The 23,165-nt window shown below is 47.5% G+C and carries 28 protein-coding genes; 26 read left to right on the plus strand and 2 right to left on the minus strand.

Annotated elements, in window-relative coordinates; all coding sequences use genetic code 11:
- Positions 1-43 precede the first annotated feature (43 nt).
- The 10 genes from rplJ (at position 44) to tuf (ending at position 14,330) form a co-directional block, all read left to right on the plus strand.
- Positions 44-547, plus strand: a complete 504-nt coding sequence (gene rplJ, locus HQN87_RS29210) for a 50S ribosomal protein L10 (protein ID WP_173140450.1) — start codon at positions 44-46, stop codon at positions 545-547.
- 63 nt (positions 548-610) lie between these two features.
- The gene (gene rplL, locus HQN87_RS29215; RefSeq protein WP_173140452.1) at positions 611-970 is read left to right on the plus strand and encodes a 50S ribosomal protein L7/L12; all 360 of its coding nucleotides are present in this window, start codon (positions 611-613) and stop codon (positions 968-970) included.
- A 139-nt stretch (positions 971-1,109) separates the two neighbouring features.
- On the plus strand, positions 1,110-1,706 hold the full coding sequence (locus tag HQN87_RS29220; protein ID WP_173140454.1) for a class I SAM-dependent methyltransferase: 597 nt from the start codon (positions 1,110-1,112) through the stop codon (positions 1,704-1,706).
- A gap of 425 nt (positions 1,707-2,131) precedes the next feature.
- Positions 2,132-5,677, plus strand: coding sequence for a DNA-directed RNA polymerase subunit beta (rpoB, locus tag HQN87_RS29225; protein WP_173140456.1), 3,546 nt, complete (start codon positions 2,132-2,134; stop codon positions 5,675-5,677).
- A 112-nt stretch (positions 5,678-5,789) separates the two neighbouring features.
- Positions 5,790-9,401 carry a DNA-directed RNA polymerase subunit beta' gene (gene rpoC, locus HQN87_RS29230; RefSeq protein ID WP_173140458.1) on the plus strand — a complete coding sequence of 1,204 codons (3,612 nt, stop codon included), beginning with the start codon at positions 5,790-5,792 and terminating at the stop codon, positions 9,399-9,401.
- A gap of 180 nt (positions 9,402-9,581) precedes the next feature.
- Positions 9,582-9,833, plus strand: a complete 252-nt coding sequence (locus tag HQN87_RS29235) for a ribosomal L7Ae/L30e/S12e/Gadd45 family protein (protein ID WP_036692367.1) — start codon at positions 9,582-9,584, stop codon at positions 9,831-9,833.
- A 134-nt stretch (positions 9,834-9,967) separates the two neighbouring features.
- Positions 9,968-10,387, plus strand: a complete 420-nt coding sequence (gene rpsL / locus HQN87_RS29240; RefSeq protein WP_020427075.1) for a 30S ribosomal protein S12 — start codon at positions 9,968-9,970, stop codon at positions 10,385-10,387.
- 45 nt (positions 10,388-10,432) lie between these two features.
- Complete coding sequence (rpsG, locus tag HQN87_RS29245) at positions 10,433-10,903, plus strand: 30S ribosomal protein S7 (protein WP_020427074.1); 471 nt, start codon at positions 10,433-10,435, stop codon at positions 10,901-10,903.
- Positions 10,904-10,950: 47 nt separating this feature from the next.
- Entirely contained in the window at positions 10,951-13,029 is a 2,079-nt protein-coding gene (fusA, locus tag HQN87_RS29250; RefSeq protein WP_173140460.1) for an elongation factor G, read from the plus strand.
- Between the two features lie 110 nt (positions 13,030-13,139).
- A complete protein-coding gene (gene tuf / locus HQN87_RS29255) occupies positions 13,140-14,330 on the plus strand; it encodes an elongation factor Tu (RefSeq protein WP_173140462.1) in 1,191 nt (396 codons plus the stop codon).
- A 139-nt stretch (positions 14,331-14,469) separates the two neighbouring features.
- Here the strand turns inward: tuf and HQN87_RS29260 are convergent, their stop codons facing one another.
- Positions 14,470-14,811, minus strand: coding sequence for a cupin domain-containing protein (locus tag HQN87_RS29260; protein WP_173140464.1), 342 nt, complete (start codon positions 14,809-14,811; stop codon positions 14,470-14,472).
- Positions 14,812-14,845: 34 nt separating this feature from the next.
- Positions 14,846-15,196: a V4R domain-containing protein gene (locus HQN87_RS29265; protein ID WP_246553800.1), complete on the minus strand. Its 351-nt coding sequence runs from the start codon at positions 15,194-15,196 to the stop codon at positions 14,846-14,848.
- Between the two features lie 259 nt (positions 15,197-15,455).
- On the opposite strand from HQN87_RS29265, the gene HQN87_RS29270 reads away from it, so the two are divergent.
- The 16 genes from HQN87_RS29270 (at position 15,456) to HQN87_RS29345 (ending at position 23,160) form a co-directional block, all read left to right on the plus strand.
- Positions 15,456-16,175, plus strand: coding sequence for a Crp/Fnr family transcriptional regulator (locus tag HQN87_RS29270; protein ID WP_173140468.1), 720 nt, complete (start codon positions 15,456-15,458; stop codon positions 16,173-16,175).
- A gap of 254 nt (positions 16,176-16,429) precedes the next feature.
- Entirely contained in the window at positions 16,430-16,738 is a 309-nt protein-coding gene (rpsJ, locus tag HQN87_RS29275; protein WP_017692074.1) for a 30S ribosomal protein S10, read from the plus strand.
- A 41-nt stretch (positions 16,739-16,779) separates the two neighbouring features.
- Positions 16,780-17,403: a 50S ribosomal protein L3 gene (gene rplC, locus HQN87_RS29280; protein ID WP_036721840.1), complete on the plus strand. Its 624-nt coding sequence runs from the start codon at positions 16,780-16,782 to the stop codon at positions 17,401-17,403.
- Between the two features lie 25 nt (positions 17,404-17,428).
- A complete protein-coding gene (gene rplD / locus HQN87_RS29285) occupies positions 17,429-18,052 on the plus strand; it encodes a 50S ribosomal protein L4 (protein WP_173140470.1) in 624 nt (207 codons plus the stop codon).
- Positions 18,052-18,345 (plus strand): 50S ribosomal protein L23, encoded by a 294-nt coding sequence (rplW, locus tag HQN87_RS29290; protein ID WP_019908225.1) that lies wholly within the window; start codon positions 18,052-18,054, stop codon positions 18,343-18,345. The genes rplD and rplW overlap by 1 nt, the downstream gene beginning before the upstream one ends.
- Positions 18,346-18,372: 27 nt before the next feature.
- Positions 18,373-19,203 (plus strand): 50S ribosomal protein L2, encoded by an 831-nt coding sequence (rplB, locus tag HQN87_RS29295; protein ID WP_173140472.1) that lies wholly within the window; start codon positions 18,373-18,375, stop codon positions 19,201-19,203.
- Positions 19,204-19,279: 76 nt separating this feature from the next.
- Positions 19,280-19,558: a 30S ribosomal protein S19 gene (gene rpsS, locus HQN87_RS29300; RefSeq protein WP_036692395.1), complete on the plus strand. Its 279-nt coding sequence runs from the start codon at positions 19,280-19,282 to the stop codon at positions 19,556-19,558.
- A 31-nt stretch (positions 19,559-19,589) separates the two neighbouring features.
- Positions 19,590-19,922 carry a 50S ribosomal protein L22 gene (gene rplV / locus HQN87_RS29305; RefSeq protein ID WP_036680546.1) on the plus strand — a complete coding sequence of 111 codons (333 nt, stop codon included), beginning with the start codon at positions 19,590-19,592 and terminating at the stop codon, positions 19,920-19,922.
- A 13-nt stretch (positions 19,923-19,935) separates the two neighbouring features.
- Positions 19,936-20,601 carry a 30S ribosomal protein S3 gene (gene rpsC, locus HQN87_RS29310; protein ID WP_173140474.1) on the plus strand — a complete coding sequence of 222 codons (666 nt, stop codon included), beginning with the start codon at positions 19,936-19,938 and terminating at the stop codon, positions 20,599-20,601.
- A 2-nt stretch (positions 20,602-20,603) separates the two neighbouring features.
- Positions 20,604-21,038, plus strand: coding sequence for a 50S ribosomal protein L16 (rplP, locus tag HQN87_RS29315; protein ID WP_039298647.1), 435 nt, complete (start codon positions 20,604-20,606; stop codon positions 21,036-21,038).
- Complete coding sequence (gene rpmC, locus HQN87_RS29320) at positions 21,028-21,225, plus strand: 50S ribosomal protein L29 (RefSeq protein WP_019908232.1); 198 nt, start codon at positions 21,028-21,030, stop codon at positions 21,223-21,225. Before rplP ends, rpmC begins: the two co-directional genes overlap by 11 nt.
- 43 nt (positions 21,226-21,268) lie before the next feature.
- Positions 21,269-21,535, plus strand: coding sequence for a 30S ribosomal protein S17 (gene rpsQ, locus HQN87_RS29325; RefSeq protein WP_173140476.1), 267 nt, complete (start codon positions 21,269-21,271; stop codon positions 21,533-21,535).
- Between the two features lie 39 nt (positions 21,536-21,574).
- Positions 21,575-21,943, plus strand: coding sequence for a 50S ribosomal protein L14 (gene rplN / locus HQN87_RS29330; RefSeq protein WP_036680556.1), 369 nt, complete (start codon positions 21,575-21,577; stop codon positions 21,941-21,943).
- A gap of 60 nt (positions 21,944-22,003) precedes the next feature.
- Positions 22,004-22,357 carry a 50S ribosomal protein L24 gene (gene rplX / locus HQN87_RS29335; RefSeq protein WP_019908235.1) on the plus strand — a complete coding sequence of 118 codons (354 nt, stop codon included), beginning with the start codon at positions 22,004-22,006 and terminating at the stop codon, positions 22,355-22,357.
- A gap of 30 nt (positions 22,358-22,387) precedes the next feature.
- Positions 22,388-22,930 (plus strand): 50S ribosomal protein L5, encoded by a 543-nt coding sequence (rplE, locus tag HQN87_RS29340; protein WP_173140478.1) that lies wholly within the window; start codon positions 22,388-22,390, stop codon positions 22,928-22,930.
- 44 nt (positions 22,931-22,974) lie between these two features.
- Positions 22,975-23,160, plus strand: coding sequence for a type Z 30S ribosomal protein S14 (locus tag HQN87_RS29345; RefSeq protein WP_036589425.1), 186 nt, complete (start codon positions 22,975-22,977; stop codon positions 23,158-23,160).
- Positions 23,161-23,165 lie beyond the last annotated feature (5 nt).

Here is a 23,165-nt window from a genome sequence, read left to right on the forward strand (position 1 = left end):
CGGAAGAAACGCCGTGACATAAATTTTCAGGAGGTGTATACCATTGGCAAATGCAAAAGTAATCCAAGCTAAACAGGATGCGGTTGATGTTGTTACCGGCAAACTGCAAAACAGTATCTCTACTGTAGTAGCAGACTACCGCGGATTGAACGTATCGCAAGTAACCGAACTGCGTAAGCAGCTTCGTGAGGCTGGCGTTGAATTTCAAGTCCTGAAGAACACATTGCTTCGCCGTGCAACTGCGGCGGCTGAATTGACTGATCTGGACGCTGTCCTGACTGGTCCTACAGCTATCGCTTTCAGTGAGACTGATGCGGTAATAGCAGCCAAGATTCTGAATGACTTCGCTAAGAAGAACGACGCTCTGAAACTTAAAGGCGGCGTAGTAGAAGGTCGCGTGATCGACGCTGACCAGCTCAAAGCACTGGCTGAGCTTCCTTCCCGCGAAGGTTTGCTGTCCATGCTGCTTAGCGTGCTTCAGGCTCCAATGCGCAACTTCGCGCTTGCAGTTAAAGCTGTTGCTGAGAAAGAAGAACAAAGCGCGTAAGCCTTTGCTTCTAGCTTCATAATCAATACCACAAACCAATTCAAATATAATGGAGGTTCAATCATGAGCAAAGAAACAATCCTGGAAGAAATCAAAGGCATGAGCGTATTGGAACTGAACGACCTGGTTAAAGCAATCGAAGAAGAATTCGGCGTAACTGCAGCAGCTCCAGTAGCAGCTGGCGGCGCTGTAGCAGCTGTTGAAGAAGAGCAATCCGAATTCGACGTAATTTTGACAAGCGCTGGCGCTTCCAAAATCAACGTTATCAAAATCGTTCGCGAAATCACAGGTCTTGGCTTGAAAGAAGCTAAAGACGTTGTAGACAACGCTCCAAAAGCAATCAAAGAAAAAGTAAGCAAAGAAGAAGCCGAAGCTACCAAAGCAAAATTGGAAGAAGCAGGCGCAGCTGTAGAAGTAAAATAAGTTGATTCCATAGGTACTGCCCCGGGGCAGAAGTGATTCTCTCCGGTTCTTGCAACCCCCTTGAACTTGTTCAAGGGGGTTGCTCTATAAGGGAAGCCCTTATAAGATGGGTCTAGTACAATGTGAAAGGGAGGATTGTATGTCGCAGCATTATTACTCGCAGCAGCCGGAAGCGCGTCATGACAGACGCAGCATCGATACGGAACTGAGAGGCAAAAGCCTCCGCTTTACAAGCGACGCTGGTGTTTTTTCCAAAGGTGATATTGATTATGGCAGCCGTGTTCTAATCGAGGCGATGGTCATCCCGGATGGTGCGGGGGTACTGGACGTGGGCTGTGGTTATGGCCCCATAGGGATTAGTGCGGCGTATCTAGCTCCCAAGGGACATGTGACGATGATAGACATCAACAGCCGTGCGGTAGAGCTTGCCCGCGAGAATGCGCAGCATAATGGAATCCGCAATGTTACGGTTATGCAAAGTGATGTGCTGTCCGCAGTACAGGGGCGTAAATTCGATGTGATTCTTACCAACCCGCCGATACGTGCCGGCAAGGCAGTGGTGCATCAGATCTTTGAACAGGCGTATGATCATTTGCATGAGGGTGGAAGTCTGTGGATTGTCATCCAGAAGAAGCAGGGAGCGCCGTCGGCGGTTGCCAAGCTGGAGAGCTTGTTCCCGGTGGTGGAAGAAGTGGGGAAAGACAAGGGCTATCGGATTATAAGAGCGCAGAAATAAATAATATTACTTATTGACATGCATTGCCCACAGTGGTATTATTATAAAATGTCAGTATTAAGATAGGCTCCATGTCTTTAGTTTGCTGAAATGTCAAGTGATATATTGTCGCCCGGTAAGCGCATGCCGCACGGCAGGTTTTTGCGAATTCCGTTCTCTATGTTCCTGTCACGGCGAAGGTCGCCGGGACAATAGATAATAGCGCATGAACTGTAGCCTGGTGACGTATAATACGCACGTTTTGGGCAAATCTATTGGATAAGGAGTATTTTGGCCGTGGATAGATGTGCTCTTTTTTCGAAAGATTTCGATAAGGGGCTTTTCTGTATTTATGGCTGAATCCTTGTGGTATGGTTCCATTATACGGGTCCAAACAAGGGTTCGCAATCAATTTTTAAGTGAGTAGACATGAGGGGTGAGTAAAGTTGGCAGGACATCTTGTTCAGTATGGTCGACGCACTCGGCGGAGCTATGCGAGAATTAACGAGGTACTCGAGGTCCCGAACCTGATCGAGATCCAACAAAAATCTTATGATTGGTTTTTGGAGGAAGGATTGCGGGAAATGTTCCAGGACATCTCGCCGATCCAGGATTTCACAGGGAATTTGGTGCTAGAGTTCATTGATTACAGCCTGGGTGAACCGAAATACACGGTTGACGACGCTAAAGAGCGGGACGTAACATATGCTGCTCCTCTGCGTGTGAAGGTGCGTCTCATCAATAAGGAGACCGGTGAGGTTAAAGAGCAGGAAGTGTTCATGGGAGATTTCCCTCTGATGACGGAAACCGGCACCTTTATTATCAATGGTGCAGAACGGGTTATTGTCAGCCAGTTGGTTCGCTCTCCAAGCGTCTATTTCAGCACAAAAGTGGATAAGAACGGCAAAAAAACTTACACCGCCACAGTAATTCCGAATCGCGGAGCCTGGCTGGAGCTGGAGACCGACGCTAAGGACATCATGTATGTCCGTATCGACCGGACTCGTAAGATCCCAGTTACGGTGCTCTTGCGTGCTCTGGGCTTCGGCAGTGATGCTGAAATTCTGGAACTGCTTGGCAATGATGAATATATTCGCAATACGCTGGATAAAGACAACACGGATTCCACGGAGAAGGCGCTTATCGAAATCTACGAGCGTCTGCGTCCGGGCGAACCCCCTACACTTGACAATGCCAAGAGCCTTCTGGTCGCGCGTTTCTTCGATCCGAAGCGTTATGATCTGGCCAATGTAGGCCGTTACAAAATTAACAAAAAGCTGCATATCAAGAATCGTCTGTTCAATCAGCGTCTGGCACAGCCTTTGGTTGATGAGTCTACAGGAGAAATCCTGGCAGAATCCGGTCAAATGGTAGACCGCCGCCTGCTTGATGAGCTGATTCCTTACTTTGAGAAAAATGTGGCTGCCAAAAACTACCGTGTAACCGGCGGGGTGATGGACAGTGAAGATATTCCGCTTCAGACCATTGACGTATTCTCGCCAATCGAAGAAGGCCGGATCATCAAGCTGATTGCCAATGGTAACATTGACAAATCGGTTAAGCATATTACTCAGGCTGATATTATATCCTCAATCAGCTACTTTATTAATCTGCTGCACGGTATCGGCAACACGGACGATATTGACCACTTGGGTAACCGCCGTCTGCGTTCTGTTGGCGAACTGCTGCAGAACCAGTTCCGTATCGGTTTGTCGCGTATGGAGCGCGTTGTCCGTGAGAGAATGTCGATCCAGGATGCCAACGCGATTACACCGCAGGCGCTGATCAACATCCGTCCGGTTATCGCGTCCATCAAAGAGTTCTTCGGCAGTTCGCAGCTGTCCCAGTTCATGGATCAGACGAACCCGCTTGCTGAGCTGACACACAAACGCCGTCTGTCTGCACTCGGACCCGGCGGTCTGACGCGTGAACGCGCGGGCTTCGAAGTCCGCGACGTCCATCATAGCCACTACGGCCGTATGTGTCCTATCGAGACTCCAGAAGGCCCGAATATCGGTTTGATCAACTCCTTGTCCACCTTTGCCCGCATCAATGAATACGGCTTTATCGAAGCTCCGTATCGTTGGGTGGATCCGAAGACCGGCAAGGTTACGGAACAAATCGATTATCTGACTGCTGATGAAGAAGATAACTATGTAGTAGCACAGGCGAACGTATTGATTGATGAGCATGGCTCCTTTAAGGAAGATCAGGTTATCGTCCGTTATAACAAGGATTCAGACAACATCACTACGATGCCAAGTAACCGTGTAGACTACATGGACGTTTCTCCAAAACAGGTTGTATCTGTCGCTACGGCGCTCATTCCGTTCCTTGAGAACGATGACTCCAACCGCGCACTGATGGGATCGAACATGCAGCGTCAGGCCGTTCCGCTTCTCATTCCGAAGGCTCCGCTCGTAGGAACGGGGATGGAACACAAGTCTGCGAAAGACTCCGGTGTATGTATTGTCTCCAAATATGACGGTATTATCGAACGCTCCTCTGCCAATGAAATCTGGCTGCGCCGTGTTGAGGCAGTTGAAGGCAAAGAAGTCAAAGGCGATATCGTTAAATATAAATTACACAAATTCATGCGTTCTAACCAGGGTACCTGTATTAATCAGCGTCCACTGGCCAAGCGCGGTGACATCGTCAAAAAAGGTGATATCCTGGCAGACGGACCTTCCACAGAAATGGGCGAACTTGCGCTTGGCCGCAACGTAGTCGTTGCATTCATGACTTGGGAAGGCTACAACTACGAGGATGCGATCCTGCTGAGTGAGAAGCTGGTGAAGGAAGATGTATACACTTCGATTCACATCGAAGAATACGAATCTGAAGCCCGTGATACGAAGCTCGGACCTGAAGAGATCACACGTGATATTCCTAACGTCGGTGAAGAGGCGCTCCGTAATCTGGATGAGCGCGGAATCATCCGGATCGGTGCGGAAATCAATGCCGGTGACATACTGGTAGGTAAGGTTACTCCGAAGGGTGTAACTGAGCTGACTGCTGAAGAGCGCCTGCTGCATGCGATCTTTGGTGAGAAGGCCCGCGAAGTTCGTGATACCTCCCTGCGCGTTCCGCATGGTAGTGATGGTATTATCGTTGATGTTAAAGTGTTCACCCGCGAGAACGGCGATGAGCTGCCTCCTGGCGTGAATCAACTGGTTCGTGTCTACATTGCCCAGAAGCGTAAGATTTCTGAAGGTGACAAGATGGCCGGACGTCACGGTAACAAGGGTGTCGTTGCCCGTATCCTGCCTGAAGAAGACATGCCGTTCCTTCCGGATGGCACGCCGGTACAGGTTGTCCTGAACCCGCTGGGCGTTCCTTCCCGTATGAACATCGGACAGGTGCTGGAAGTCCATATCGGTATGGCTGCACTGCGTCTGGGTATCCACGTGGCTACTCCGGTATTCGACGGAGCCCGTGAGTATGACGTATTCGATACGATGGAAGAAGCCGGTATGCAGCGTAATGGTAAGACTGTGCTGTATGACGGACGTACAGGCGAACGCTTCGAACGTGAAGTTACAGTTGGTGTCATGCACATGATCAAGCTGGCGCACATGGTTGACGATAAGATTCATGCCCGTTCTACAGGTCCTTACTCTCTCGTTACACAACAGCCACTGGGCGGTAAAGCTCAGTTCGGCGGACAGCGTTTCGGGGAGATGGAAGTGTGGGCGCTTGAAGCTTACGGTGCGGCTTATACACTGCAGGAGATTCTGACTGTGAAATCCGATGATGTGGTCGGCCGTGTCAAAACGTACGAATCCATTGTCAAAGGCGAAAACGTTCCAGAACCGGGTGTTCCGGAATCGTTCAAGGTATTGATCAAGGAACTGCAGTCACTTGGTATGGATGTCAAAATCCTTAGCGGTGACGAGCAGGAGATCGAGATGAAGGAACTGGACGATGAGGACGAGACGTCAAGCGACAAGCTGAGCCTCAATTTGGAAGGCACTGAAGTCGGCATAGAGTAGTACACCAGCAAGCCACTAATTTCATTACACAAAGGACCCGCCCTCTGTTGACGTAAGCGTCAAGAGAGGGCTGTGGTACTAAATCAGGATATAGGTTAAGGAGGGTTGCTCCTTGTTGGACGTTAACAATTTTGAATTTATGAAAATCGGGCTCGCTTCCCCGGAAAAAATTCGTTCTTGGTCCCGCGGAGAAGTAAAAAAACCGGAGACCATTAACTATCGTACTTTGAAACCGGAAAAAGAGGGTCTTTTTTGCGAACGTATTTTCGGACCGCAGAAGGACTGGGAATGTCATTGTGGTAAATACAAACGCGTCCGTTATAAAGGCGTTGTGTGCGACCGCTGCGGCGTAGAAGTTACCCGCGCTAAAGTCCGCCGCGAACGTATGGGCCACATCGAATTGGCAGCTCCGGTATCTCATATCTGGTATTTCAAAGGTATTCCTAGCCGCATGGGTCTGGCACTGGATATGTCTCCTAGATCGCTCGAAGAGATTATCTACTTTGCATCTTATGTTGTAACCGATCCGGGGGAAACTCCGCTGGAGAAGAAACAACTGCTGTCCGAGAAAGAATACCGCAGCTACCGTGAGAAGTACGGCTACGGATTCCAGGCCGGTATGGGTGCGGAAGCTGTTAAAAAGCTGCTGCAGGATATCGACATTGATAAAGAGCTGGAATTCCTCAAAGAAGAGCTGCGTACGGCTCAAGGCCAGCGCCGCAACCGGGCGATCAAACGCCTGGAAGTTATTGAAGCCTTCCGCAACTCCGGCAACAAGCCTGACTGGATGATCATGGATGTACTCCCGGTTATACCTCCGGAGCTTCGTCCAATGGTTCAGCTCGATGGCGGCCGTTTTGCTACGTCTGACCTTAATGACCTGTACCGCCGTGTAATTAACCGGAACAACCGTCTGAAAAGACTGCTGGACCTCGGCGCTCCTGACATTATCGTTCAGAATGAGAAACGGATGCTTCAGGAGGCTGTGGATGCACTGATTGATAACGGCCGCCGCGGCCGTCCTGTAACAGGACCTGGTAACCGTCCGCTCAAATCCCTCAGCCACATGCTGAAAGGTAAACAGGGACGTTTCCGCCAGAACTTGCTCGGTAAGCGTGTTGACTATTCAGGACGTTCTGTTATCGTCGTAGGACCTTACCTGAAGATGTACCAATGCGGTCTTCCGAAGAAGATGGCACTGGAACTGTTCAAACCGTTTGTAATGAAAGAATTGGTGAATAAAGGGCTAGCCCACAACATAAAGAGCGCGAAGCGTAAGGTAGAGCGCGTAAGTCCAGAAGTATGGGATGTGCTTGAAGAAGTAATCAGAGAGCATCCGGTTCTGCTGAACCGTGCCCCTACGCTGCACAGACTGGGTATCCAGGCGTTTGAACCGATTCTGGTAGAAGGTCACGCGATCCGTCTTCACCCGCTCGTATGTACGGCTTACAATGCCGACTTTGACGGTGACCAGATGGCGGTGCACGTTCCACTATCCGCAGAAGCTCAAGCAGAAGCCCGTATTCTCATGCTGGCATCCGGTAACATCCTGAACCCTAAAGATGGCAAGCCGGTAGTTACTCCTTCCCAGGATATGGTCCTTGGTACGTTCTACTTGACCATGGACAACAAGGAAGAAAAGGGTACTGGGATGATCCTGCGTACCGTGAACGAGGCAGTCTCCGCCTATCAGCGTGGAACGGCCGGTCTGCATGCACGTGTAGCTATTCCTGTTAAGGCTCTGGGCAAAACCTGCTTTACAGAAGCACAGCAAGGTGCAATGCTGATCACTACTGTGGGTAAGATTATCTTCAACGAAATCTATCCAAGCAGCTTCCCGTATATCAATGAAGCTACCAAAACCAACCTGCTGCAGGGTACACCTGAGAAGTATTTCATCTATGAAAAGGGCGCGGATATCCGTGAACTGATCATGGCTGCTCCTGAAGCCAGTGCCGTAGGTAAGGAATATCTGGGTCTCATTATCGCCCGCTGTTTCGAAACCTACCACACTACGAAGACTTCGGTGATTCTGGACAAAATTAAGCAGCTCGGCTTTACGTACTCCACACGTTCCGGTGTTACAGTTGCCGTATCGGATGTTATCGTGCCTGAGGAGAAAGCTACAATTCTTAAGGAATCCGAAGCTAAGGTTGATGTTGTGGCGAACCAATACCGCCGCGGTCTGATCACCAATGATGAGCGGTATGACCGTGTTATCGAAATTTGGTCAAAGACTAAGGATGATCTTACCAATGTGCTGCTTAAGTCGATGGACCGCTTCAATTCCATCATGCTCATGGTTGACTCCAAAGCGCGTGGTAACAAATCGCAGATCACCCAGCTCGGTGGTATGCGTGGACTGATGGCTACACCTTCAGGCCGAATCTTTGAATTGCCAATCAAAGCAAACTTCCGTGAAGGTCTGACCGTCCTCGAGTACTTTATCTCCACTCACGGAGCGCGTAAAGGTCTGGCCGATACAGCGCTGCGTACAGCGGATTCCGGGTACTTGACACGCCGTCTGGTCGATGTGGCGCAGGATGTCATTGTCCGCGAAGAAGATTGCGGTACCGATAAAGGCTTCACTGTCAGCCGGATTCAGGATGGCAAGGAAGTTATTGAGGATCTCTATGACCGTATTGAAGGCCGTTATTCCTTCGAGACTGTCCGTCATCCGGAGACCAAGGAAATCCTTGTTCACCGTAACGATCTGATTGACTCGGATAAGGCTGAAGAGATTGTCAACGCTGGTGTTACCAAGCTGCAGATCCGCTCTGTACTGAGCTGCCGTGCCCGTCACGGTGTCTGCAAGAAGTGCTACGGACGTAACCTGGCAACAGGCAAATTCGTGGAAATCGGTGAAGCTGTCGGTATTATTGCCGCACAATCAATCGGTGAACCGGGAACACAGCTTACCATGCGTACGTTCCATACCGGTGGTGTAGCCGGAGACGATATCACGCAAGGTTTGCCGCGTATCCAGGAGCTGTTTGAAGCCCGTAACCCTAAAGGCCAGGCGACAATCAGTGAGATTGACGGGGTAGTCAAGGAAATCCGTGAAACCAAGGACCGTCGTGAAATCGAAGTCCAGGGTGAAGCAGAGTCCAAGACGTATTCCATCACTTACGGCTCCCGTCTGCGTGTCAGCGAAGGGCAGGAGATTGAAGCTGGCGATGAGCTGACAGACGGTTCTATTGACCCTAAAGAAATGCTGCGTATCAAAGGGATCCGTGGGGTACAGAACTACATTCTGCAAGAAGTACAGCGTGTATACCGTAACCAGGGCGTTGAAATCAATGATAAGCACATTGAAGTTATGATTAAGCAGATGCTGCGCAAAATCCGGATTATCGATGCTGGAGATACCAGTCTCCTGCCTGGTGCTTTTGCGGATATTCATGAATATGAGGCAGCTAACAAGGAAGCTATTCTTGCTGGTAAAGAACCTGCAGTCGCCAAACCGGTTCTGCTTGGTATCACGAAGGCTTCCCTGGAGACAGACTCCTTCTTGTCTGCGGCTTCTTTCCAGGAAACTACCCGCGTCTTGACGGATGCAGCGATTAAGGGTAAAGTGGATAAGCTCTTGGGTCTGAAAGAAAATGTTATTATCGGTAAGCTGATTCCTGCAGGTACAGGCATGAATCGTTATCGTAATGTGAAGCTGAGCGATCCGAATGAAGAAAGCAAGCAAGCCGCTTTAGAAACGGTTCCAGCTGAATAATTGAATAATCATGGCATGGCATTGCTCGCGTCACGTAATCATCTTGCGTGACGCAGCTGTCTGCTATGAATATTAATAAATTTATTGTCGTTTTTCTTGACATCATGTGCTGTGGATGCTAATATGTCTAAGGTGCGTGAGTAGTCTTGTCATTCTTATTCAGTGGAGGTAATGGTTTTCATGACTGATGATAGAGGGTTACAGGATGCTCAGGTCAAGATCGGTTCCAAGCAAACCGTCAAGGCGGTGGAGTTGGGCCAAGCCGCAGAAGTCTATGTGGCAGAGGACGGAGATCAACGGCTTACTTCCAGAATTGTAATGCTTTGCAACAAACAAGGCGTGAAGGTCACTTATGTGGACACGATGCTGAATTTGGGCAAGGCCTGCGGTATAGAAGTTGGTGCTGCGATGGCAGCCGTCTTAAAACAATAGCAACAAGAGAACGTTTTTGTACCGGGGTACACTTCGGCAGCAAGGACTTTTCATTTGTCTTTTTATGAACCACCTGGGTCTGTGGACTTAGCGGTCATGAATTGACTATCATTTCAGGAAGGGGGTGGCACAACATGCCAACTATTAATCAACTGGTTCGTAAAGGCCGTCAAGCCAAAATCGAAAAATCTAAATCTCCCGCTCTTCAAAAAGGGTTCAACGCCCTCAAGCGTGAGGCTACAAATTTGAGCGCTCCGCAGAAACGCGGTGTGTGCACTCGTGTAGGCACAATGACTCCACGTAAACCAAACTCAGCACTTCGTAAGTATGCCCGTGTTCGTCTGACGAACCGTCTTGAGGTGACTGCTTACATTCCGGGTATCGGACACAACCTTCAAGAGCACAGTGTAGTATTGCTGCGCGGAGGTAAAGTTAAGGACCTTGCAGGAGTTCGTTATCACATCGTTCGTGGTGCACTGGATACTGCAGGTGTTGCTAACCGGATGCAGGCTCGCTCCAAGTATGGTGCGAAACGTCCTAAAGCCAAGAAATAAGATAAGCCTATTTGAATAATAACCATTTAAGAAAGGGGGATATCCATGCCACGCAAAGGTCCAGTTACTAAGAGAGATGTATTGCCAGATCCATTGTATAATAGCAAGTTGGTTACTCGTTTGATCAACCGTATTATGCTGGGTGGTAAAAGAGGTGTCGCTCAAAGCATTTTGTACAATTCATTCAAGTTGATTCAGGAACGTACAGGTAAAGAGCCGATGGAAGTTTTTGAAGCTGCTATCAAGAATATCATGCCTGTATTGGAAGTTAAAGCTCGTCGTGTCGGCGGTGCTAACTACCAGGTACCTATCGAGGTTAAACCTGAAAGACGTACAGCTTTGGGATTACGTTGGCTTGTAAACTACTCACGCAACCGCGGTGAGAAGACTATGGAAGAGCGTTTGGCGGCTGAGATTATCGATGCTTCCAACAACACAGGCGCTTCCGTTAAGAAACGTGAAGATACACACAAAATGGCTGAAGCGAACAAAGCGTTTGCTCACTACCGCTGGTAGGATTACAGTCGTTCAAATAACTTCTATTTTGAAAGGAGATCCATTTCATGGCAAGAGAGTTCTCCTTAAAAAATACACGTAATATCGGGATCATGGCACATATTGATGCTGGTAAGACTACTACCACTGAGCGGATTCTTTTCTATTCAGGCCGTACGCACAAAATCGGTGAAGTTCACGAGGGTGCTGCTACAATGGACTGGATGGAGCAAGAGCAGGAGCGCGGAATTACGATTACTTCCGCTGCTACCACCGCTGCCTGGAAGGGTAACCGCGTTAATATCATTGATACCCCAGGACACGTTGACTTCACCGTTGAAGTTGAACGTTCCTTGCGTGTATTGGATGGGGCAGTAGGCGTATTCAGCGCCAAAGAAGGCGTTGAACCTCAGTCCGAGACTGTTTGGAGACAAGCTGACCGTTATAGTGTACCGCGGATCGCTTATGTCAACAAAATGGATATCATCGGCGCTGATTTTCTTAATGTAATTCAGTCTATGCGTGAGCGTTTGATGGCGAATGCAGTTGCTATTCAATTGCCGATCGGCGCAGAAAATGACTTCATTGGTATTATTGACCTGATTGAGCAAAAAGCTCATATGTTTAAAGACGATTTGGGTCAAAACATTGAAGTAACAGATATTCCTGCTGAGTATCTTGAGCAAGTTGAAGGACTTCGTCTCGAGTTGATCGAGAAGGTTGCCGAACTTGATGAAGAGCTTACTATGAAGTATCTTGAAGGTGAAGAAATTACAATTCCGGAAATCAAAGCTGCATTGCGCAAAGGCGTATGTGAAGTTAAGATTTTCCCTGTAATTGTTGGATCCTCCTACCGCAACAAAGGGGTTCAACTTATGTTGGACGCTGTTGTTGATTACTTGCCTTCACCTCTTGATGTTCCAGCTATTGTGGGTCATCATGATGATGGAACTGAAGGGGTTCGCCATTCTTCGGATGAAGAGCCGTTCTCAGCTTTGGCATTTAAAATCATGACAGACCCTTATGTAGGTAAGCTTACGTTCTTCCGTGTTTACTCTGGTGTTCTGGAGTCCGGATCGTACGTAGTGAATGCTACTAAGAACAAACGTGAGCGTATCGGTCGTATTCTACAAATGCACGCGAACAGCCGCCAAGAGATTTCCATTGTGTACTCTGGTGATATCGCTGCAGCTGTAGGATTGAAAGATACAAGCACGGGCGATACTCTGTGTGATGAGAAGAATCCAATTATTTTGGAATCCATGAACTTCCCTGATCCGGTTATCGAAATTGCAGTAGAACCAAAAACCAAAGCTGACCAAGATAAGCTCGGCGTTGCTCTCGGAAAGTTGACCGAAGAAGATCCAACTCTTCGTGCTCATACTGATGAAGAAACAGGCCAAACGATCTTGGCAGGTATGGGCGAGCTTCACTTGGATATTATTATTGATCGTATGCGCCGTGAATTCCACGTTGAGACTAACGTTGGTAAACCGCAGGTAGCATATCGTGAAACATTCAATGCGCCTGCTCGCGTCGAAGGTAAATTCGTTCGTCAATCCGGCGGACGCGGTCAATACGGTCACGTATGGGTTGAATTCGAACCTCTCGAGGCTGGTACTGGCAACCAATTCGAAAGTAAGGTAGTCGGCGGTTCTGTACCTAGAGAATATGTCGCTCCTGCACTTGCGGGTATTGAAGAAGCTATGAAAAATGGTGTCATCGCAGGCTTCCCGCTTGTTGATGTTAAAGCCACTATCGTAGATGGTTCTTATCATGATGTTGACTCCAATGAAATGGCGTTTAAAGTTGCCGGATCATTGGCGCTTAAGGCTGCAAAAGACAAGTGTAAACCTGTCCTGCTTGAGCCAATCATGAAAGTGGAAGTAACTGTTCCTGAGGAGTACATGGGCGATGTTATGGGAATGCTTAGTTCCCGTCGCGGTAAGATTGAAGGTATGGACTCCCGTGGTGGAGCTCAGATTATTCGGTCTAAGGTGCCTCTCTCCGAAATGTTCGGTTACTCTACAACACTTCGTTCCGGTACTCAAGGGCGCGGCGTATTCTCAATGGAGCTTTCTCACTATGAAGAAGTTCCAAGAAGTATTGCAGAAGAAATCGCAGCCAAGAACAAAGGCGGAGAATAATTTAAAGTTTTTAACTTGCCGTCCGGGTATATCACATCAGTCACCTAAGAATTACATGTAGGCGGGCGGCTCAAATATAAGGAACCCCACAATAAGGAGGAACTGTTCAAATGGCAAAGGCAAAGTTTGAACGTAACAAACCGCACGTTAACATCGGTACTATTGGTCACGTCGACCATGGTAAAACAACTCTGACTGCTGCAATCACTACTGTATTGTCCAAAAAATACGGTGGCGCTGCTGTAGCATTCGACCAAATTGATAAGGCTCCTGAAGAACGCGAACGTGGTATCACTATCTCCACTGCTCACGTTGAATATGAAACTCCTAACCGTCACTACGCTCACGTAGACTGCCCTGGACACGCCGACTATGTTAAAAACATGATCACTGGCGCAGCGCAAATGGACGGAGCTATCCTGGTTGTATCCGCAGCTGACGGCCCTATGCCACAGACTCGCGAGCACATCCTGCTGTCCCGTCAAGTAGGTGTTCCTTACATCGTCGTATTCCTGAACAAATGCGACATGGTTGAAGACGAAGAGTTGCTTGAACTGGTTGAAATGGAAGTTCGCGACTTGCTGAGCGAATACGACTTCCCAGGCGATGATACTCCAATCGTTCGTGGATCTGCTCGTGAAGCTCTGCAGAACCCTGATGGCGAGTATGCACAGAAGATCGTTGAAATGTTCGAAACGATCGACACATACATCCCTCTTCCAGAACGTCAGACTGACAAGCCTTTCTTGATGCCTGTCGAAGATGTATTCTCCATCACTGGCCGCGGTACTGTGGCAACTGGTCGCGTAGAACGCGGAACAGTTAAAGTCGGAGAAGAAATCGAAATCGTTGGTATTCACGAAGAAACTAAGAAGTCCGTAGTTACTGGCGTGGAAATGTTCCGTAAATTGCTTGACTCCGCTCAAGCTGGCGACAACATCGGCGCACTGCTTCGTGGTGTTGACCGTAACATGATCGAGCGTGGCCAAGTATTGGCTAAGCCGAACTCCGTTAAGCCACACACTGAGTTCACTGCTCAGATCTACGTTCTGACTAAAGAAGAAGGCGGACGTCACAAACCATTCTTCACTGGTTACCGTCCACAGTTCTACTTCCGTACAACTGACGTAACTGGCATCATCAACCTGCCAGAAGGTACTGAAATGGTTATGCCTGGTGACAACATCACTGTAACCGTTCAACTGATCTCCCCAATCGCTATTGAAGAAGGTACTAAATTCTCCATTCGCGAAGGCGGCCGTACAGTTGGTGCCGGTTCCGTAGCTTCCATCCAGAAGTAATTCGGATTCTATCCGTTAGGATAGACTGGAATACATTCAAGGCCTCTTCTTTGAAGGGGCCTTGTTTTATGTTGGCACAGGCCACAAAGACCGCTGCTCCAGAAGAGTAACGGTCTTTTGTATTTTTAAATTAAATGATTTAGATTTCCTTCGCATAATCCGCACTAGGCAACTTGGATAATACCACATGCAGACTGGATGGGGATGAGCTATTGTTCGTATAGGCAAAGGACTCATCACCGGTGATATAAATGGTTTCCCCTTGGACCAAAGAGAATTCTTCTTCATTAACGTGAATGACTCCGTCTCCATGGAGGGCCAGGATATATACATCGGCGCCCGGATGCTTGTGAACAGGCAGCTTCTGCCCCGGCATGAAATTAAGCACGAATACAACACTTTCACCTTTTTGGAAAATGATTTTTTTCGTAAAGCGCTCCTCTTGATATTGTATTACCTCAGCTATGTTTTTCTTTTCCATTATCCATTCCCTGCTTTCTATAAATTAGTTTTGTTTAAAGCTTCACTTCGTACTCACAATGCTCATGACCTGTAACATTACATTTGATCTCTTTCACGGATACCCTGCGGCCAAGAATTTTGCACAGCGCGCCCTCAATAATAGCTCCCTCTAGATCACATACCATCTTCTCATCCTCAAGAGAGGGTAATCCTTTGCAGAAGCAGTCATCAACGGCAATATTAATCCTGCGTTCATCAGAATGGACAATCCGGGGAATCCCTATTTTGAGCTCCTCAAAAATATGCAGCAGCTCTTCAATAGACTGGACAGGCAAGCTCTCGCCGATCTTCCTGCCAATGGTGACAGTAGTTCCCTTTCCGCCTAACGGCAATCCCTGATTCATACCAATCAAACGTATGGTCCGAAAAAGCTCAAGGGGGACCATGTTCCCCAGAGTAGTTCTATCCATCTGGCGCATATCCTCGAAAGTGTATTGCAGCAAGTGCGTCAACTCCTTTTCTCTCTGTAAATCTATTGTATAGAACATGAGCAGGTTAATCCTTGATACAGATCAAGTTTTTAATAGGATTGTGCGCACAGTCACCCGGTGGACTTCAGAACCTTGATATGTTGGAAGGAGGAGTAGGAAGGGATGAAGGATGATGAATTGTAATACATGCAGCTCTCATGCCTGTGTACGTCAGGTTCCGGTATTCCGGAGCTTGTCTGACGAAGAATTAGTTATAATAGAATCTATTACAGAATCTCATGATTATAAAAAAGGCAGCCAGGTATGCAGAGAAGGGGAGCCGTCTGAAGCCTTGTTTGTGGTGAAGAGCGGACTCATCAAATTAACGAAGAACAGTAAAGAAGGGAAGCAGCATATTGTCCGTTTTCTTTTCCCGGGGGATTATTTCGGTCAGTTTGCCTTGCTTCACAATAAAAATAATGACGTAACGGCGGAGATTATTGAGAGCGGAGTGGTGTGCCGGATGCACCGTAAAGACTTCATTCCTCTGCTGGAGCAAAATGCGGGTCTTGCGTTCAGCTTCCTGATGTCTGTAAGTGAGCAGCTTCATCTGGCAGAGGAGTCTGCAGGGGCTATGCATATGTTTGAAGTGGAGAAACGGCTAGCCCGGCTTCTGGTCTACTTGTATACGCGGAATCTAAATACCCCGGCTGTTACTGTGCAGGCCTTGAGACAATCCGTAGATTTGCCGTCTGCGCAAAAAGAAGTGGCTGCGATGATCGGTACAACCGCCGAAACGCTCAGCCGCAAGCTGAACAAGCTGGAAGCTCTGAAGATTATTGCGATGCATAAAAGAACGGTGAATATTCTGGAGATGGAAGCTCTGATTCAGATTGCAGAGATTAGAGATTAATTGATATCGCTTGAAAGCATCTTTTTCAACGAAAAGGGTGCTTTTTTAATTATATTTCGGAAAAATCTCATTTGTTTCGCAAATGCTCTTGCAATATAGCCGCCTATTATATATAATAATAAATGTTGTTCTGAGACGTTGCGATGATGTGAGAGGTTACTGACACACCCGGCCCCTTTGCCATGAGGTCGACGTCAGAAAATTTTCACGGAGTATGTCCGATAATAAATTGGGCGATAGAAGGAGGGACTAAAATGGCAAAGCAAAAAATTCGTATTCGCTTGAAAGCATACGACCACAGAATTCTTGATCAATCCGCAGAGAAGATCGTTGAAACAGCAAAACGTTCGGGTGCTGGTGTATCCGGGCCGATCCCGCTGCCAACTGAGAAGCAAATCATTACCATTCTCCGTGCGGTACACAAGTACAAGGATTCCCGTGAACAGTTTGAGCAACGGACTCACAAACGTTTGATCGATATTGTGAACCCAACACCACAAACTGTGGATGCCTTGATGCGCTTGGATCTACCGTCCGGTGTAGATATCGAAATCAAATTGTAATTCATCATTAAGCAACTAGGAAAAGAAAAGAGGTGTCAACATTGAAAGGTATCTTAGGAAAAAAACTCGGTATGACTCAAGTGTTTACTCCAGAAGGTAACGTAATTGCAGTTTCTGTTATCGAAGCTGGACCTTGTGTGGTACTGCAAAAGAAAGACCTGAATATCGACGGATATGAAGCAGTGCAGTTGGGCTTTTCCGACAAAAAGGAAAGTCGCTCCAACAAGCCTGAACAGGGTCACGCCAAAAAGGCAAATGCAACACCTAAGCGCTACGTTCGCGAAATTCGCGGTGTTGACCTCGGGTCACTCGAGGTTGGACAAGAGCTTAAGGCTGACATCTTCGCTGAAGGCGAATTTGTTGACGTAACAGGTACTTCGAAGGGTAAAGGCTTCCAGGGTAACATCAAACGCTGGGGACAAAGCCGCGGACCAATGGCACACGGATCGCGTTACCACAGAAGACCGGGCTCAATGGGTTCCATCCAGGCTAACCGTGTTCCTAAGGGCAAACGCCTGCCAGGACATATGGGTCACACGACCGTAACGGTTCAAAAGCTTGAAATCATCCGAGTTGACGTAGAACGTAATGTACTGCTGGTTAAAGGCGCTATTCCAGGTCCTAAGAACAGCTTCGTGAAAGTTAAACAAACCGTTAAGAAATAATTACTGAAGAAAGGAGGAACATGAAATGCCAAAAGTAACACTTTTCAATACTAGTGGTAACGAAGTTGGCGAAGTTGAACTGAGTGATTCAGTTTTCGGTATTGAACCGAACGTACATGTGCTGCATGAAGCTGCACTTATGCAAAGAGCTTCCCTTCGTCGTGGTACACACAAAGTAAAAGGGCGCTCTGAAGTGCGTGGCGGCGGACGTAAGCCTTGGAAACAAAAAGGTACAGGTCGTGCTCGTCAAGGCTCCATTCGTTCTCCACAATGGAAAGGCGGCGGCGTAGTCTTCGGACCAACTCCACGCAGCTATTCCTGGAAATTGCCTAAGAAGGTTCGCCGGTTGGCCATCAAATCCGCGTTGTCCTCAAAAGTACTTGAGAATGACATTATCGTATTGGATAGCTTGACTATGAATGCTCCGAAGACGAAAGAATTCGCAGCTATTCTGAACAACCTTAAAGTGGGCAGCAAAGCCCTGATCGTAGCTCCTAGCTATGATGATAACGTAGCACTTTCCGCTCGTAACATCCCTGGGGTGAAATTCGTAGCAGCTGACGGCATCAATGTTCTTGACGTACTGACGTACGACAAACTGATCATCACTAAAGAAGCAGTTCTGAAGGTAGAGGAGGTGTTCGCGTAATGAAAGATCCTCGTGATATAATCAAGCGTCCAGTGATTACGGAACGCACATCCGAATACATGAGCGAACTGAAGTACGCTTTTGAAGTGGATATCCGTGCTAACAAGACCGAAATCAAAAAAGCTGTCGAGGCTATTTTTAAAGTTAAAGTTGTTAGTGTGAACACAATGCGCGTACCTGGTAAACTGAAGCGTTACGGCAAATATTCCGGTTACACTCCGGAGTGGAAAAAAGCCATCGTTAAGCTTAGCCCGGACAGCAAGCCGCTTGAATTCTTTGAAGCGGTAGAATAATACTCTTAAAGTAAGGAGGAAACTATAGTGCCAATCAAAAAGTACAAACCGACCTCTCCGGCAAGACGCAACATGTCTGTGTCTACGTTTGAAGAAATTACAACAAACCAGCCAGAGAAATCGTTGCTCGCTCCGCTGTTCAAACATGCGGGACGTAACAACCAAGGTAAAATTACGGTTCGTCACCACGGCGGCGGACACAAACGTAAATACCGCATTATCGACTTCAAACGGACTAAAGACGGCATACCAGGTAGCGTTGCTACAATCGAGTATGACCCGAACCGTACTTCCAATATTGCTTTGATCCACTATGCTGATGGAGAGAAACGTTATATCATCGCTCCTAAAGGCCTTAAAGTTGGGGATAAAGTTGAGTCTGGCCCTGCTGCAGACATCAAAATTGGTAACAGCCTTCCGCTGATCAACATCCCGGTAGGTACAGTTATCCACAACATCGAGCTGAAACCTGGCAAAGGCGGACAACTGGTTCGTGCTGCTGGTACAGAAGCTCAGTTGCTTGGTAAAGAAGATAAATATGTATCCGTTCGTTTGAACTCCGGTGAAGTTCGCAGAATCCTCAGCGTATGCCGTGCAACTATCGGTGCCGTAGGTAACGGAGATCATGAATTGATCAAGATTGGTAAAGCCGGACGCAGCCGCTGGCTCGGACGTCGTCCTGAAGTACGCGGTGTTGTCATGAACCCTAACGATCACCCACACGGTGGTGGTGAAGGCCGCGCTCCAATCGGACGGAAATCGCCAATGTCACCTTGGGGCAAACCAACCCTTGGCTACAAAACGCGTAAGAAAAACAAAGCTTCTGATAAATACATCGTTCGTCGCCGCACAAAATAAGACGCTTCAGGCAAGTTAGCTAAGCGCGAAGCGTCGATTCGCGGTTTGAAGAACCGGATGAAGGGAGGATTCACACATGGGTCGCAGTTTAAAAAAGGGGCCGTTCATTGATGGCTACCTGCTGAAAAAAGTTGAGGACTTGAACGAGACAGACAAGAAAGTTGTAGTAAAAACCTGGTCCCGTCGCTCAACCATTTTCCCTCAGTTTATCGGACATACGTTTGGTGTATATGACGGCCGCAAACACGTGCCTGTATACGTAACAGAAGATATGGTAGGTCACAAGTTGGGCGAGTTCGCGCCAACACGTACTTACAAAGGCCACGCGGGTGACGATAAGAAAACCAGAAGATAAATAACGTCTTCGTTTGAGAGGAGGGAAAACAATGGAAGCAAAAGCACATGCAAGATCGGTGCGGATTTCCGCTCGTAAAGCGAAACTGGTTGTTGACTTGATTCGCGGCAAGCAAGTGGGGGAAGCAATTGCAATTCTTCGCCACACTCCGAAGTCCGCTTCTCCGGTTGTTGAGAAGCTACTGAACTCGGCGATTGCGAACGCTGAGCATAACTACTCTTTGGACGTGAACAGCTTATTCGTAAGCGAAGTTTTCGTTAACCAGGGTCCTACAATGAAACGTTTCCGTCCGCGCGCCATGGGCCGTGCAAGCCGGATCAATAAACGTACCAGCCACATTACTTTGGTGGTATCTGAGAAATAAGGAGGGATAACACGTGGGTCAAAAGGTAAATCCAGTCGGACTCCGAGTCGGTATTATTCGCGATTGGGAATCAAAATGGTATGCAGGCAAAGATTTCGGTACTCTTTTAATGGAAGACGTCAAAATCCGGGAATACCTTAAAGGCAAGTTGAAAGATTCCTCTGTTTCCCGCATCGAGATCGAAAGAGCGGCAAGCCGAGTGAACGTTACAATTCACACTGCTAAGCCAGGTATGGTAATTGGTAAAGGCGGAGCAGAAGTAGAAGTACTTCGCAGCGCAGTTACAACTATCGCCGGCGGCAAAAAAGTACACATCAATATCAATGAAATTAAACACCCTGAACTGGATGCTATTCTTGTTGCTGAAAGCATTGCACAACAGCTGGAACGTCGCGTATCGTTCCGTCGTGCTCTGAAACAAGCAATTCAAAGAACTATGCGTTCCGGCGCAAAGGGAATTAAAACTCAGGTTGGCGGACGTCTTGGCGGCGCTGAGATTGCCCGTTCAGAAGGTTATAGCGAAGGAACAGTTCCACTTCATACGCTTCGTGCTGATATCGATTACGGAACAGCTGAAGCACATACAACTTACGGCCTGATCGGCGTAAAAGTATGGATCTACCGTGGAGAAGTTCTTCCCCCAGCTAAGAAACATGCTGCTCAGGAAGGAGGCAACTAATCATGTTGGTACCAAAGCGCGTTAAACACCGCAAGCAACAACGCGGTCACATGAAGGGTATGGCAAAAGGCGGAACCGAACTGAACTTCGGCGAATATGGTTTGCAGGCCCTGGAACCATCTTGGATCACTAACCGTCAGATCGAAGCTGCCCGTATTGCAATGACACGTTACATCAAACGTGGCGGACAGGTTTGGATCAAGATTTTCCCGGATAAGCCAATTACTCAGAAGCCTCTCGAGGTTCGTATGGGTAGTGGTAAAGGTAACGTTGAGAAATGGGTAGCTGTAGTTAAACCGGGTAAGATTATGTTCGAACTCGGAGGCGTGTCGGAAGAAATCGCTCGTGAAGCGATGCGTCTTGCCGCTCACAAGCTGCCTGTAAAGACTAAGTTTGTGAAACGTGAAGAATTGGGTGGTGAAGCAAATGAAAGCTAATGAACTTCGCAACTTAACCACTGCTGAGATTGAACAGAAGATCGCCGGATTCAAGGAAGAACTTTTCAATCTCCGTTTTCAATTGGCAACAGGCCAACTGGATAACCCTACTCGGATTCGTGATGTGCGTAAGGAAATAGCTCGTGCTAAAACCGTTATCCATCAAAGAGTACTTGGGATTAGTTAAGTGACGACGGATGCTTAATCCGTAATCAGGAAGGAGGCTAATTATGAGCGAAGAGCGTAATGCACGTAAAGTGTTGATCGGTAAAGTAGTCAGCGACAAAATGGATAAAACCATCGTAATTGCTGTTGAAACCTATAAAAAGCACAGTCTGTATCACAAACGCATCAAGTCCACGAAGAAATTCAAGGCACATGATGAAGAGAATGTAGCTAAGATTGGTGATGTCGTGAAAGTCATGGAAACTCGTCCATTGTCGAAGGACAAACGGTGGAGACTGGTTGAAGTGGTAGAAAAAGCGGTAATCATCTAAGATAAGAGCTGATCCCTTTCCGGAAGGAGGAAATTAATAATGATTCAACCATTTACACGTTTGCATGTGGCTGACAACTCTGGTGCGAAGGAACTGATGTGTATCCGCGTACTGGGTGGTACTGGACGCCGTACAGCAGCAATCGGCGATTTGATCGTTTGTTCCGTTAAACAAGCAACACCAGGCGGCGTTGTCAAAAAAGGTGATGTTGTTAGAGCGGTAGTTGTTCGTACGAAACGTTCTGTACGCCGTAAAGATGGATCTTACATCGCATTCGACGAAAATGCAGCTGTTGTTGTTAAAGACGACAGAAGCCCGCGCGGAACACGTATCTTCGGACCAGTTGCTCGCGAACTTCGCGACAAGGACTACATGAAGATCGTTTCCTTGGCACCGGAAGTAATCTAATAAAAACCCGAATCATACTCGGGTGTGCTTGATAAGGTCAGTTATAGGAGGTGTAATTAAATGCCTAGAGTGAAAAAAGTTCTGGAATCCCACAACAACAAACTGCACGTGAAAAAAGATGATGTGGTACTTGTGATCAGCGGGAAAGACAAAGGTAAAAAAGGCCGTGTCATCGCTGCTTATCCTCGTGAAAACCGCGTCCTGGTAGAAGGCGTGAACATGGTGAAGAAACACCAGAAGCCTAACCAGTTGAATCCGCAAGGCGGAATCATTGAGCAGGAAGCTTCGATCCATGTGTCCAACGTAATGCACATTGATCCGAAGAGCGGGAAAGTTACGCGTATCGGTTACAAAGTACTAGATAACGGTAAGAAGGTTCGGGTAGCAAAAAGATCCGGAGAGATTATCGACTAATACAGTCCTAATGAAAGGAGGTAAATCTTCATGGCAGCAAGAATGAAAGAACGTTTTCTGAATGAAATTACACCTGCTCTGATGCAGAAGTTTAACTATACTACTGTTATGCAAGTGCCTAAGATCGAGAAGATCGTCATCAACATGGGTGTGGGTGACGCTGTTCAAAACTCCAAAGTACTTGATGCTGCAGTAAATGACATGCAATTGATCACTGGTCAAAAGCCAGTTATCACTAAAGCAAAAAAATCCATCGCCGGTTTCAAACTGCGCGAAAATATGCCGATCGGGGTTAAAGTAACACTGCGCGGCGAGCGTATGTATTACTTCCTGGATAAATTGATCAACGTAACGCTTCCACGCGTACGTGACTTCCGTGGTATTTCCAGCAAAGCCTTTGATGGCCGTGGTAACTACACACTGGGGCTTAAAGAGCAATTGATCTTCCCGGAAATCGAATATGACAAAGTGGATAAGGTACGCGGTATGGACATCGTTATCGTAACGACTGCAAAGACGGACGAGGAATCCCGTGAGCTGCTGAATCAGCTGGGAATGCCTTTCACAAAATAAGAATCATCCATTTCTCCGAAAATGTTTAGGAGGTGTCAGTCTAAGTGGCAAAGACTTCAATGAAAGTTAAACAACAACGCGAGCCTAAGTTCAAAGTACGTGCATATACACGTTGCGAGCGTTGCGGTCGTCCACATTCGGTACTGCAAAAGTTCAAAATTTGCAGAATTTGTTTCCGTGAATTAGCTTATAAAGGCCAGATTCCTGGCGTGAAAAAAGCAAGTTGGTAAGAAGT

This window comes from Paenibacillus tritici, assembly GCF_013204885.1.
Classification (GTDB): Bacteria; Bacillota; Bacilli; order Paenibacillales; family Paenibacillaceae; genus Paenibacillus_AQ; species Paenibacillus_AQ tritici.